We start from the raw sequence: 12487 nt of genomic DNA, 5'->3' as shown, positions 1-12487 counted from the left end.
TTTGGCGACAACCTACTCCCACCTATGTCGGGGTTTCCCGACACTTTAATTTTGCGGTGCAAGCGCTGAGTTTATTGCCGGATGGCGGCGTACAGAGAGACAGGCAAAAAAAGCCCCTCGCAGGAGGGGCTTAATGGCTATCGGGCTAATTAACCGAGCTGTTTACGCGCGTTGCGGAAAATACGCATCCACGGGCTGTCTTCGCCCCAGTTTTCCGGGTGCCAGGAGTTAGCCACGGTGCGGAACACACGTTCCGGGTGCGGCATCATAATGGTGACGCGACCGTTTTCAGTGGTAACGGCAGTAATACCGTTCGGTGAACCATTCGGGTTAGCCGGGTAAGTTTCGGTCACCTTACCGAAGTTATCAACGTAGCGCAGCGCCACCAGGCCTTTGCTCTCAAGCTGAGCCAGATGCGCGTCGTCACGCACTTCCACACGGCCTTCACCGTGAGAAACGGCAATCGGCATCATTGATCCAACCATATCGCTGAGCAGTAAAGATGGGCTTTGCGTCACTTCGACCAGGCTGAAGCGGGCTTCAAAACGATCGGAGTGGTTACGCACAAAGCGCGGCCACAAGTCGCTGCCCGGGATCAGCTCGCGCAGGTTAGACATCATCTGACAACCGTTACACACCCCAAGCGCCAGCGTTTGCGGGCGATGGAAGAAGGTTTCAAACTCGTCACGCACGCGGTTGTTGAACAGAATCGACTTCGCCCAGCCCTCCCCGGCACCAAGCACATCGCCGTAAGAGAATCCGCCGCAGGCTACCAACGCCTGGAAATTCCCCAGACCGATACGCCCGCCCAGCAGATCGCTCATGTGTACGTCGATAGCATCGAAGCCCGCACGGTGGAAAGCTGCCGCCATCTCGACGTGGGAGTTCACCCCCTGCTCGCGCAGTACGGCGACTTTTGGACGTGCGCCGGTGGCGATATACGGCGCGGCAACATCGTCATTGATATCGAACGTCAGTTTAACGTTGAGGCCTGGATCGGCGTCGTTGGTTTTAGCGTCGTGTTCCTGATCGGCACATTCCGGGTTGTCGCGCAGACGCTGCATCTGCCAGGTGGTTTCTGCCCACCACATACGCAGGGTGGTACGGCTTTCGCTGAACACAGACTGTCCATTAGCGGAGAGAGTGAAGCGGTCGCCTTCGACGGCTTTACCGAGGTAGTGTACGCAGTCTGCCAGGCCGTTGGCCGCCAGAATGGCTTCCACCGCATCACGGTCAGCGGCGCGAACCTGGATCACCGCGCCCAGCTCTTCGTTAAACAGCGCCGCCAGGCGATCGTCGCCCAGGGTGCTGATATCAGCCTCAATACCACAGTGCCCGGTGAAAGCCATTTCCGCCAGCGTCACCAGCAAGCCACCGTCGGAGCGGTCGTGGTAGGCCAGCAGCTTGCGCTGTGCGACCAGCGCCTGAATGGCGTCGTAGAAGCCTTTCAACTGCGCCACGTCACGTACGTCGGCCGGTTTGTCGCCCAGTTGACGGTAAACCTGCGCCAGCGCCGTTGCGCCCAGTGCGTTGTGGCCCAGACCAAGGTCAATTAACAACAGGGCATTATCTTCAGTAGAGAGCTGTGGAGTAATAGTGTGACGCACATCTTCCACGCGGGCAAAAGCGGTGATCACCAGCGACAGCGGCGAGGTCATTTCTCGCTGCTCGTTGCCTTCCTGCCAGCGGGTTTTCATCGACATCGAGTCTTTACCTACCGGAATAGTCAGGCCAAGCGCCGGACACAATTCTTCCCCAACAGCTTTTACCGCTTCGTACAGGCCGGCATCTTCACCAGGGTGACCCGCGGCCGCCATCCAGTTAGCGGAGAGTTTAATGCGTTTGATGTCGCCAATCTGTGTTGCCGCAATGTTAGTCAGCGCTTCCCCTACCGCCAGACGGGCAGAAGCTGCGAAGTCCAGCAGAGCGACTGGCGCACGTTCGCCGATAGACATCGCTTCACCATAGTAGCTATCAAGGCTGGCGGTGGTCACCGCACAGTTAGCCACGGGGATCTGCCACGGCCCGACCATCTGGTCACGCGCCACCATACCGGTAACGGTACGGTCGCCGATGGTTACGAGGAACGTTTTCTCAGCGACCGTCGGCAGGTGCAGTACGCGGTTCACCGCATCGGCAATCGAGATTTCGCCACGATTCAGGGCATCGCCCTTAGCTTTCAGCGTCTGCACGTCGCGGGTCATCTTCGGCGTTTTGCCCAGCAGCACGTCCAGCGGCATATCGATCGGCTGATTGTCGAAGTGGCTGTCGCTCAGGGTCAGATGCTGCTCTTCGGTGGCTTCGCCAATCACCGCGTACGGCGCGCGCTCACGCTTACACAGCTCGTCAAACAGCGGCAACTGGTCAGCGGCAACCGCCAGCACGTAGCGCTCCTGAGATTCGTTACACCAGATTTCCAGCGGGCTCATACCCGGCTCGTCGCTGAGGATATCGCGCAACTGGAATTTACCGCCGCGACCGCCATCGCTGACCAGCTCCGGCATGGCGTTAGACAAACCGCCCGCACCGACGTCGTGAATAAACAGAATCGGGTTGGCATCGCCCATCTGCCAGCAGCGGTCGATAACTTCCTGGCAGCGGCGTTCCATTTCCGGGTTATCGCGTTGTACGGAGGCGAAGTCGAGGTCGGCATCAGACTGACCAGAGGCCATAGAGGACGCGGCCCCGCCGCCGAGGCCGATGTTCATCGCCGGGCCGCCGAGAACGATCAGCTTCGCGCCGACGACGATCTCGCCTTTCTGCACGTGATCGGCACGGATGTTGCCGATCCCGCCCGCCAGCATAATCGGTTTGTGGTAGCCGCGCAGCTCTTCACCGTTGTGGCTGTTAACCTTCTCTTCGTAGGTACGGAAGTAGCCGGTCAGCGCCGGGCGACCAAATTCGTTGTTGAACGCCGCACCGCCCAGCGGGCCATCGGTCATGATATCCAGCGCGGTAACGATACGTTCCGGTTTGCCGAAATCTTCTTCCCACGGCTGTTCGAAGCCAGGAATACGCAGGTTGGAAACAGAGAAGCCCACCAGCCCGGCTTTCGGCTTCGCGCCGCGCCCGGTAGCGCCTTCATCACGAATTTCACCGCCGGATCCGGTTGCCGCGCCCGGCCATGGAGAGATGGCGGTTGGGTGGTTATGGGTTTCTACCTTCATCAGGATATGGGCTGGCTCCTGATGGAAATCGTAGCGACCGGTTTCGTGGTCGGCAAAGTAACGTCCGACTTCGGAACCTTCCATCACCGCGGCGTTGTCTTTATAGGCAGACAGCACGTGGTCCGGCGTGGTTTCAAAGGTATTTTTGATCATCTTAAACAGCGACTTCGGCTGCTGTTTACCGTCAATAACCCAGTCGGCGTTAAAAATCTTGTGGCGGCAGTGCTCAGAGTTAGCCTGCGCAAACATATACAATTCGATGTCGTTCGGGTTGCGCCCCAGTTTGCTGAACGCATCCTGCAGATAGTCGATTTCGTCTTCCGCCAGCGCCAGACCCAGACGCAGGTTAGCATCGATCAGCGCCTGGCGTCCCTGGCCGAGCAGATCGACGCTGGAGACCGGTGCAGGCTGATGATGCGCAAACAGTTTTTCGGCATCGTTTAGCGCAGAGAAAACCGTTTCCATCATGCGGTCGTGCAGTACGTCGGCAACCTCCTGCCACTGCTCCGCAGTCAGCGTAGAAGCTTCGACATAGTAAGCAACGCCACGTTCCAGGCGGCTAATCTGTTGTAGGCCGCAATTATGGGCAATATCAGTCGCTTTAGAAGACCACGGGGAGATGGTGCCCGGACGAGGGGTAACCAGCAGCAGTTTGCCCTCAGGAGCGTGACTGTGAAGAGCTGGACCATATTTCAGCAGGCGTGCAAGCTGTGCGTGCTCATCCTCATTCAATGGTGCGTTCAGATCGGCAAAATGGACGTACTCGGCGTAAATATTGTGGACCTGGAGGTTGGCAGCCTGAAAACGTGCCAGCAGTTTGTTAATACGGAATGCAGACAGTGCAGGTGAACCACGCAGAATTTCCATCATAAGTCTCTCGTCTTCTAAGCTTTCGGTGTGCCCAAGTGGGGGAAACGGGCGGTATTATAAAGAATCTACCGCGCCGACGAAACCGTTTGCGTCGAAATAAAATCGCGGTCTCGTCTTATCATCAAATGCGGTCTGTATTCTGAATAAGTTGCCAACTGACGCAAGTTTAAGCAAAATGCCGCTCATTAATGACGATTTCACTTCTTAAACAACACCACAGCAGGCAGAGACAACGTACGGTTCAGAGAATTAACTAATTGAAAAAATTAAAGATTAATTATCTGTTCATCGGCATATTAACGCTGTTGTTGGCAGCGGCCCTCTGGCCATCCATTCCCTGGTTCGGTAAAGCCGAAAATCGTATCGCCGCCATTCAGTCGCGGGGAGAACTGCGCGTCAGTACCATTGACTCGCCATTAACTTATGCAACCCTCAACGGGAAAAAATTCGGTCTGGATTATGAACTGGCCCAGGCGTTCGCCAACTACTTAGGCGTGAAGTTAAAAATCACTGTGCGCCAGAACATCAGCCAGCTGTTTGACGACCTGGATAACGGGGATGCCGATCTGTTAGCCGCAGGTCTGGTGTATAACAGCGAGCGGGTGAAAAATTACCAGCCCGGCCCGACCTATTATTCGGTTTCACAACAGTTAGTGTATCGGGTCGGTCAATATCGCCCCCGAACCCTGGCCACCGTGAACGATAACCAACTGACCATAGCCCCGGGGCACGTGGTGGTTAACGACCTCCAGCAGCTAAAAGAGAAAAAATTTCCCGATCTGAGCTGGAAAGTGGATGACAAAAAGGGCACCACTGAACTGCTGGATGATGTTATCGCCGGTAAGCTGGATTACACCATTGCCGATTCCGTCGCCATCAGCCTGTACCAACGCGTACACCCTGAGCTGGCCGTCGCGCTGGACGTCTCCGACGAACAACCGGTGACCTGGTTTAGTCGACTGGACGATGACAACACTCTGTCCGCCGCCCTGTTGGATTTCTTTAATTCCATGAATGAAGATGGCTCTCTGGCGCGACTGGAAGAGAAATACCTCGGGCATGGCGATGATTTTGACTATGTCGACACCCGCACCTTTTTGCGCGCCGTCGATAGCGTGTTGCCAGACCTTAAGCCGCTATTTGAAAAATATGCGCAAGAAATAGACTGGCGGCTGCTTGCCGCAATCTCGTATCAGGAGTCGCACTGGGACGCGCAGGCCACCTCCCCGACCGGCGTACGCGGGCTGATGATGTTGACCAAAAATACCGCCCAGAGCCTCGGGCTGACTGACCGTACCGATGCAGAACAGAGCATCAGCGGCGGCGCGCGTTATTTGCAGGATATGATGAGTAAAGTGCCGGATACTGTCCCGGAAGGAGAACGGATCTGGTTTGCGCTTGCCGCCTACAATATGGGTTATGCGCATATGCTGGACGCACGGGCGCTGACGGTCAAAACCAAAGGCAATCCGAATAGCTGGTCCGATGTAAAACAGCGGCTACCGCTGCTCAGTCAAAAGCCGTATTACAACAAGCTGACCTATGGTTATGCGCGTGGTCATGAAGCCTACGCCTATGTGGAAAATATCCGTAAATACCAGATAAGCCTGGTGGGATATCTGCAAGAAAAAGAAAAGCAGGCGCAGGAAACGCAGCAGCTGGCGCAGGATTACCCGGCGGTGTCGCCCGCGGAGTTATTAGGTAAAGAGAAATTCCCGCTTTCCGCGTTTCTGTCTCAGACGTCGTCAAACTACCTGACGCACTCCCCTTCTCTGCTATTTTCAGCGCAAAAGAAAGAGGAAAAGTAGTCTTATCGGCCTGATAAACATCAGGCAATCAGACCGGCATTTACGCATTGGGGGATTTTTTCAGGGCTTTAATTTCCTGACGACGCATACGAAAGAAATCGCTGAGCAGCGTGGCGCATTCATCCCGCAGGACTCCCTCTGTCACTTCAACCCGATGATTCATTCCAGGGTGATGCAGCACGTCAATTAATGAACCCGCCGCCCCCGTTTTCGCATCGCGCGCGCCAAACACCACCCGGCCGATACGACTGTGCACCATCGCGCCAGCGCACATCACGCACGGCTCCAGAGTGACGTACAACGTGGCATCCAACAGACGGTAATTTTGCAGCACCAGGCCGCCCTGACGCAGCGCCATAATTTCAGCATGGGCCGTGGGATCATGGTGACCAATCGGTCGGTTCCAGCCTTCGCCAATGACGCGGTTATTATGCACTAATACCGCGCCCACCGGGACTTCACGTTCATCCCAGGCGCGCTTAGCCAGCGTTAAAGCATGACGCATCCAGTATTCGTGGCTAAATTCAACTTCAGACAAAGGGGGTAACTCCAGTAATCAAAGCGGGCGCATTATACACAGACGCTATCGTTTACTCTATTCGAGTTGTTGCAGTTCCCCACGCGGCGTGACGCGCCAGCGATGCTGACAAAAAGAGAGCAGCGGGTTGTCCTGCTTACTGTCGCTATAACCACTATAAAGTTGCAGCGGCGCGCCAATCTGGCGTTCCAACTGTGTCACTTTCTCATGCCCCAGACAGCGCAGAGGCAGCACCCAGCCACCGTATCCCCGCGCCATTTTACTGGCGATCAGATTGACGCGCGGTAGCCACGGAGTATCAAAGTAAACCTGCTCCACCAGCGACTGTGGGGAGCCGGTAATAAGCCAGATGTCGGCGTCAGAACTCAACAGATAAGTGGTCAGACGCTGCTGTACGAGCGGAAACGCCGTCACGTTATCGCGAAACCAACGTACAAAATCGGCCTGGTGCGCTTTCAGACGCGCCTCGCTACGACCAAAAGTGCATCCCCACAACAGCAGACTCATTGGCCAGCGGGCCGCGCGTCCTTTTATCAACAACGCCAGCGCAATCACCGGTAACAGAGGCAGCACAAGCAGCACGTTCAGCGGCTGGCGGCGCAGCAGATAACGAATAAAACTCCCGAACATATCCTGCTGATGTAACGTGCCATCCAAATCAAAAAAGACAACGCGGCGCTGGTGATTGGTCAAACTTTATTCCTCTGGATCGTTGAACCCCAATAGCCAGGTAAACAGAAACCCGGCAATAACTGCTACCAGATAGCCTAACAGATAGAGCATCACTTTTCCGGTAACAATCGTTAATGCCAGCGGTAATCCTGAGATACCAAAGGTGATAACCGTCGCCACTTTCCAGTAGCTTATCAGCGCCCCGCCTACCGCTCCGCCAAGACAGGCACCAATAAACGGCTTACCCAACGGTAGCGTAACGCCAAAAATCAGCGGTTCGCCAATCCCCAATAATCCAACCGGCAACGCCCCTTTGATCACCTTTTTTAGTCGTGCGTTGCGGGTTTTCATCAGCACCGCAATCGCAGCACCGATTTGCCCAACACCCGCCATTGCAAGGATTGGGAAGAGCGCGTTATAACCGTGCGCCTGCACCAGTTCGACGTGGATAGGCACTAACCCCTGATGAAGCCCGGTGAGCACCAGCGGCAGGAAGGTTCCCGCCAGTATAGCGCCGACCAGAAAACCGCCGCGATCGATAGCCCAGGATGCGCCGTGAGCGATAGATTCGGAAATCCAACCACCCAACGGTTGCAGCGCCACTATCGCAATAGCCCCGGTAATAATGGTGGTCAGCAGTGGGTTAAGGATCAGTTCCAGTGATTCCGGCAGCAGTTCACGGAATTTGCGTTCGATCCAGCACATCAACGCTACCACCAACAGCACGGCGATTACCCCGCCGCGCCCCGGCTGCAACGTTTCGCCAAACAGGGTAATTTGCGCCAGTTGCGGGCTGGAGAGGATCCCCGCCATCACTCCGCCCATCGCCAGAGAACCGCCGAAGACTTTAGCGGTATTCACCCCGACCAGAATATTCATAATGGCAAACACGGCGCTGCCAAATATGCCCATCAGTCCAAGTAAATTCGGATAGTGGGTCGCAAAATCCCCGACGATATCCGGCCGCTTAAGGATGTTAATAATGCCGGTAATTAAACCGGAGGCGATAAACGCCGGAATAAGAGGGATAAAGACGTTCGCCAGCTTACGCAACGCATCGCTCATCGGCGCTTTGTATTTCGCTTTAGCCGCTGACTTCGTGCGCTCGATATCATGTACATCGGTGCGCTCGCCGTCATCGGCAATCAGGGAGCGCATAGCATCCACCACCCTGGCGGCTTTACCGGGGCCGACGATGATCTGGTGCTGCGCGCCCTGCTTCACGTAGCCGCTGACGCCGGACAGTTGCTTGAGCCGGGATACATCGAGCTGACCCTCATCCCGGACTTCCACCCTGACACGGGTCATACAGTTTTCCAGGCGCAGAATATTTTTCTCTCCGCCAACGCCCAGCAGAATGTCGCTGGCCAGCACCGCCGTCTTATCCATATACACCTCTTAGTGTTCTAACGCCGCGCGTAAAAAACCCTGGTGAGCGGCAAGCTTTTCGCGGGCGGCAGCGGCGTCCAGGCCGGTGAGCGCCATAAAAATGGCGGGCTTAACCTCAAAGTCAGTCTGCTTTAACAGTGCTTGCGCCTGCTCACGCGCAATACCCGTGGCTTCAACCACCATGCGACACGCCCGATCGACCAGTTTGACGTTGGTGGCCTGCATATCCACCATCAGGTTCTGATACACCTTGCCAAACTTCACCATCGCACCGGTGGAGATCATATTGAGCACCAGTTTTTGCGCGGTGCCGGATTTCAGTCGAGTAGACCCCGTCAGGGCCTCCGGCCCCACCACGGGGGAGATGGCAATATCCGCTTCATGAGCGATAGGAGAGTCCGGATTGCAGGAAATCGCCACCGTCGTACAGCCCACCGTCCGGGCATATTTCAGCCCGCCAATCACATACGGCGTACGACCTGAAGCCGCCAGACCAACCACCAGATCCACTGTGGTAAGGTTGATCGTACGCAGATCGTCTTCACCTAACTGCGGGTTATCTTCCGCGCCCTCAACCGCCTTCAGCAACGCGCCCGGTCCTCCGGCTATCAGGCCAACCACCAGACCGTGCGGTACGCCGAAAGTCGGTGGGCATTCAGACGCATCCAGAACCCCAAGACGCCCACTGGTACCCGCGCCCATGTATATAATGCGTCCGCCCGCTTTAAGCGCATCAGCCGCCGCATCGACCGCTAGCGCAACTTCAGGAAGAGTGGCTTTTACTGCTTCTGCTACCAGCGTATCCTGTTGATTAAAACGATGAACCAACTCCAGCGTGGAGAGCGCATCAAGATCCATGGTCTGAGGATTACGGGTTTCTGAAACTAATGCACCGAGATTCATTTTTTGGTCCTTAGGAATTTTTAATTCATAATAATCTGTCATAATGGAATATTATATTCATCCAGGCGAGTGAAATTTTGTTTTGTAATCGCCATCACGTTTTCGCCAGGAGACAGCATGAACTGTTTAATTCGCATTCGTCAGCGTTACCCGGATCTCGCGCAAAGCGATAAAAAACTTGCGGATTATCTCCTCGCTCAGCCGGATACCGCGCGTCACCTCAGCTCACAGCAGTTGGCTTTTGAAGCGGGCGTCAGCCAGTCCAGCGTGGTGAAGTTCGCGCAAAAATTAGGCTTTAAAGGATTTCCGGCACTCAAACTGGCGATTAGCGAAGCGCTGGCCAGCAATCCCAACCCCCATTCTGTTCCGGTGCATAATCAGATCCGAGGTGATGACCCTATGCGGCTGGTGGGTGAAAAGCTGATTAAGGAGAACGTGGCGGCGATGCATGCGACGCTGGATATTAACAGCGAAGAAAAACTGTTGGAGAGCGTCACGATGCTGCGCTCTGCCCGACGAATTATTCTGACCGGTATTGGCGCATCGGGTCTGGTAGCGCAGAATTTTGCCTGGAAGCTGTTGAAGATTGGTTTTAACGCGGTGGTTGAACGCGATATGCACGCGCTGCTGGCGACGGTGCAGGCGCTTTCGCCAGGCGATCTACTGCTGGCTATTTCGTACACCGGTGAACGCCGCGAGCTTAATCTGGCGGCAGATGAAACGCTGCGTACCGGGGCCAAAATTCTCGCCATCACCGGATTTACGCCCAATGCCCTCCAGCAACGCGCAAGTCATTGTCTGTATACGATTGCCGAGGAGCAGGCCACGCGCAGCGCCGCGATCTCCTCCACCCATGCGCAAATGATGCTCACCGATTTACTGTTTATGGCACTGGTGCAGCAGGATCTGGAGCATGCTCCGGAACGCATTCGTCACAGCGAAGCGCTGGTAAAAAAACTGGTCTGAGCAAAGAATGCGCGTATAATGCCCGCCCGATTTGTGATGTTTTGAGAGTTTCCTGATGGCCCTGTTAATCACTAAAAAATGTATCAATTGCGATATGTGCGAACCTGAATGCCCGAATGAGGCGATTTCGATGGGTGACAGCATTTACGAGATTAACAGTGACAAATGTACGGAATGCGTAGGCCATTATGACACGCCAACCTGCCAGAAGGTGTGCCCGATCCCCAATACTATTTTGAAAGATCCGGCACATTTAGAGAGTGAAGAGCAGTTGTGGGATAAATTCGTCCAGATGCATCACGCGGACAAAATCTAACTTTCAATAATCACCGTGGCGCAGGCGTAGTGACGCTCATCGGCCAGCGTCACATGCATATGTGCGACACCGAGTTTTTCCGCCAGGCTTAACGCCTCCCCCCATAACCGCAGACGCGGCTTACCGAGTTCATCGTTAAAGACCTCGAACTGGTTAAACGCCAGGCCGTTGCGAATACCCGTACCAAAGGCTTTTGCTGCTGCCTCTTTAACCGCAAAACGCTTCGCCAGAAAACGCACCGGCTGCTGATGCGTTTCCCAGATTGCCCATTCGTTGTCGCTGAGCACGCGTCTTGCCAGACGGTCACCGGAGCGGGAGATCACCGCTTCAATGCGGGCAATCTCCACGATATCCGTACCTAATCCCAAAATCGCCATTAACCACGCGCTTCCAGCATCAGGCGTTTCATTTCTACTACCGCGTCTTTCAGACCGCTCATCACTGCGCGTCCGATAATGGCATGACCGATGTTCAGTTCGTGCATTTCCGGGATCCGCGCGATGGCCTTAACGTTGTGATACGTCAGACCGTGACCCGCATTCACCTTCAGGCCAAGGCTTGCGGCAAAAGTTGCCGCTTTCGCAATACGCGCCAGTTCGCTGGCCTGTACCGCGTCAGTTTTCGCATCAGCGTAACAGCCGGTGTGAATTTCAATAAACGGCGCGCCAACTTCAGCAGCGGCTTTGATCTGTTCTTCATCGGCATCGATAAACAGTGAAACCAGGATGCCGGCATCCGCCAGGCGTTTACAGGCGTCACGCATCTTGTCGCGTTGACTGGCGACATCCAGACCACCTTCAGTGGTAACTTCCTGGCGCTTTTCCGGCACCAGGCAGCAAAAATGCGGCTTAGTCTCAACGGCAATCGCCAGCATCTCTTCGGTGACCGCCATTTCCAGATTCATACGCGTATCCAGCGTCTGACGCAGAATACGCACGTCACGGTCGGTGATATGGCGACGGTCTTCACGCAGATGTACGGTAATACCGTCTGCGCCCGCCTGTTCAACGATAAACGCTGCCTGAACCGGATCCGGGTATGCGGTACCGCGAGCATTACGTAAAGTGGCAATGTGGTCAATGTTGACGCCTAACAGTAATTCAGCCATGACAATCCTCGTTAATCATTTTTAATTTTTACTGCGCGTTTTGGCATAAATTGCCGGAACAGTTCCCGGCTTTTTAACGGCTTACCACCAAGATACGGCTTTAACGCCATGCGGGTAAAGCGTTTCGCAGCGCGAAGCGTATCAACATCCGGAAATTCACGCGACTCAAGCGCTTTCAGATGGCGTCCGGTAAAGGTGGCGTTATCAATCACGACGCTTGCGATAAATCCTTTCTCTTCCCGATAGCGATAGGTCATGGTGTCATCTACCGGCTCGCCGCTGCCCGCGCAGTGGGTAAAATCCACGCCGTAACCCAGATGACCGAGTAAAGCCAGTTCAAAGCGGCGTAGGGCGGGTTCGGGCGACCCCGTCGCGCCTGCCAGCGCCTGAATACAGTTCAGGTAGTCGAAAAAGAGTTCAGAAAAGCGAGTCTCGTATTCAAGCACGCGCGAGATAAGCTCGTTGATATACAGGCCGCTGTATAACGTAATACCGCTTAGAGGGAGTGCCAGAGAGACGGCTTCGGCGCTACGCAAGGTTTTGACCTCACCACGCCCACCAAAGCGAAGCAGTAACGGAGTAAAAGGCTGGAGTGCGCCTTTGAGATTAGAACGTTTGGAACGCGCGCCTTTGGCAACAAGGCGCACGCGGCCCGATTCTTCCGTGAAGACGTCCAGCACGAGACTGGTTTCGCTCCACGGGCGGCTATGCAGGACAAAAGCGCGTTGCCAGCCCTCCATCGGGGTTATT

General features: G+C 55.2%; 11 protein-coding genes. 3 read left to right on the top strand and 8 right to left on the bottom strand.

What is annotated here, in order from left to right; all coding sequences use genetic code 11:
- Positions 1-149: 149 nt before the first annotated feature.
- Positions 150-4037, bottom strand: a complete 3888-nt coding sequence (gene purL, locus FDW96_RS22955; protein WP_137366364.1) for a phosphoribosylformylglycinamidine synthase — start codon at positions 4035-4037, stop codon at positions 150-152.
- A gap of 257 nt (positions 4038-4294) precedes the next feature.
- On the opposite strand from purL, the gene mltF reads away from it, so the two are divergent.
- On the top strand, positions 4295-5845 hold the full coding sequence (gene mltF, locus FDW96_RS22945) for a membrane-bound lytic murein transglycosylase MltF (protein WP_061382211.1): 1551 nt from the start codon (positions 4295-4297) through the stop codon (positions 5843-5845).
- Positions 5846-5885: 40 nt separating this feature from the next.
- On the opposite strand, the gene tadA is transcribed toward mltF, so the two are convergent.
- Genes tadA through murQ form a run of 4 tightly spaced genes read right to left on the bottom strand, consistent with a single transcriptional unit; the run spans position 5886 to position 9347 of the window.
- Positions 5886-6383: a tRNA adenosine(34) deaminase TadA gene (tadA, locus tag FDW96_RS22940; protein WP_061382212.1), complete on the bottom strand. Its 498-nt coding sequence runs from the start codon at positions 6381-6383 to the stop codon at positions 5886-5888.
- A 57-nt stretch (positions 6384-6440) separates the two neighbouring features.
- Positions 6441-7076: a phosphatidylglycerophosphatase C gene (gene yfhb, locus FDW96_RS22935; protein ID WP_038642689.1), complete on the bottom strand. Its 636-nt coding sequence runs from the start codon at positions 7074-7076 to the stop codon at positions 6441-6443.
- A 3-nt stretch (positions 7077-7079) separates the two neighbouring features.
- Positions 7080-8444 (bottom strand): PTS transporter subunit EIIC, encoded by a 1365-nt coding sequence (locus FDW96_RS22930; RefSeq protein WP_137349366.1) that lies wholly within the window; start codon positions 8442-8444, stop codon positions 7080-7082.
- A gap of 9 nt (positions 8445-8453) precedes the next feature.
- Positions 8454-9347, bottom strand: a complete 894-nt coding sequence (gene murQ, locus FDW96_RS22925) for an N-acetylmuramic acid 6-phosphate etherase (protein ID WP_137366363.1) — start codon at positions 9345-9347, stop codon at positions 8454-8456.
- A gap of 117 nt (positions 9348-9464) precedes the next feature.
- On the opposite strand from murQ, the gene FDW96_RS22920 reads away from it, so the two are divergent.
- Both FDW96_RS22920 and FDW96_RS22915 read left to right on the top strand, forming a co-directional pair.
- Positions 9465-10313 (top strand): MurR/RpiR family transcriptional regulator, encoded by an 849-nt coding sequence (locus FDW96_RS22920; protein WP_042306662.1) that lies wholly within the window; start codon positions 9465-9467, stop codon positions 10311-10313.
- Positions 10314-10368: 55 nt separating this feature from the next.
- Positions 10369-10629, top strand: a complete 261-nt coding sequence (locus FDW96_RS22915) for a YfhL family 4Fe-4S dicluster ferredoxin (protein WP_038642696.1) — start codon at positions 10369-10371, stop codon at positions 10627-10629.
- Here FDW96_RS22915 and acpS read toward each other — a convergent pair.
- From acpS to recO, 3 genes are read right to left on the bottom strand one after another with little or no spacing between them, the layout of a single operon-like run.
- On the bottom strand, positions 10626-11006 hold the full coding sequence (gene acpS, locus FDW96_RS22910; RefSeq protein WP_137360552.1) for a holo-ACP synthase: 381 nt from the start codon (positions 11004-11006) through the stop codon (positions 10626-10628). The two genes, FDW96_RS22915 and acpS, sit on opposite strands and share 4 nt — an antisense overlap.
- Positions 11006-11737, bottom strand: coding sequence for a pyridoxine 5'-phosphate synthase (pdxJ, locus tag FDW96_RS22905; protein WP_137366362.1), 732 nt, complete (start codon positions 11735-11737; stop codon positions 11006-11008). The genes acpS and pdxJ overlap by 1 nt, the downstream gene beginning before the upstream one ends.
- Positions 11738-11748: 11 nt before the next feature.
- Positions 11749-12477 (bottom strand): DNA repair protein RecO, encoded by a 729-nt coding sequence (gene recO, locus FDW96_RS22900; protein ID WP_042306658.1) that lies wholly within the window; start codon positions 12475-12477, stop codon positions 11749-11751.
- Positions 12478-12487: the final 10 nt, after the last annotated feature.

The sequence above is a fragment of the Citrobacter sp. TBCS-15 genome (assembly GCF_005280815.1).
In the GTDB taxonomy this organism is placed as follows: Bacteria; Pseudomonadota; Gammaproteobacteria; order Enterobacterales; family Enterobacteriaceae; genus Citrobacter; species Citrobacter werkmanii.
Note: the sequence above shows the minus strand (reverse complement) of the source record. Positions and strands in the feature narration are given on the sequence as shown.

Bases quoted from the DNA above. Each gene is read 5' to 3' on its own strand.
- recO (WP_042306658.1), bottom strand. From the start codon at position 12,477: ATGGAGGGCTGGCAACGCGCTTTTGTCCTGCATAGCCGCCCGTGGAGC.
- purL (WP_137366364.1), bottom strand. From the start codon at position 4,037: ATGATGGAAATTCTGCGTGGTTCACCTGCACTGTCTGCATTCCGTATT.
- FDW96_RS22930 (WP_137349366.1), bottom strand. From the start codon at position 8,444: ATGGATAAGACGGCGGTGCTGGCCAGCGACATTCTGCTGGGCGTTGGC.
- pdxJ (WP_137366362.1), bottom strand. From the start codon at position 11,737: ATGGCTGAATTACTGTTAGGCGTCAACATTGACCACATTGCCACTTTA.
- murQ (WP_137366363.1), bottom strand. From the start codon at position 9,347: ATGAATCTCGGTGCATTAGTTTCAGAAACCCGTAATCCTCAGACCATG.
- FDW96_RS22915 (WP_038642696.1), top strand. From the start codon at position 10,369: ATGGCCCTGTTAATCACTAAAAAATGTATCAATTGCGATATGTGCGAA.
- acpS (WP_137360552.1), bottom strand. From the start codon at position 11,006: ATGGCGATTTTGGGATTAGGTACGGATATCGTGGAGATTGCCCGCATT.
- FDW96_RS22920 (WP_042306662.1), top strand. From the start codon at position 9,465: ATGAACTGTTTAATTCGCATTCGTCAGCGTTACCCGGATCTCGCGCAA.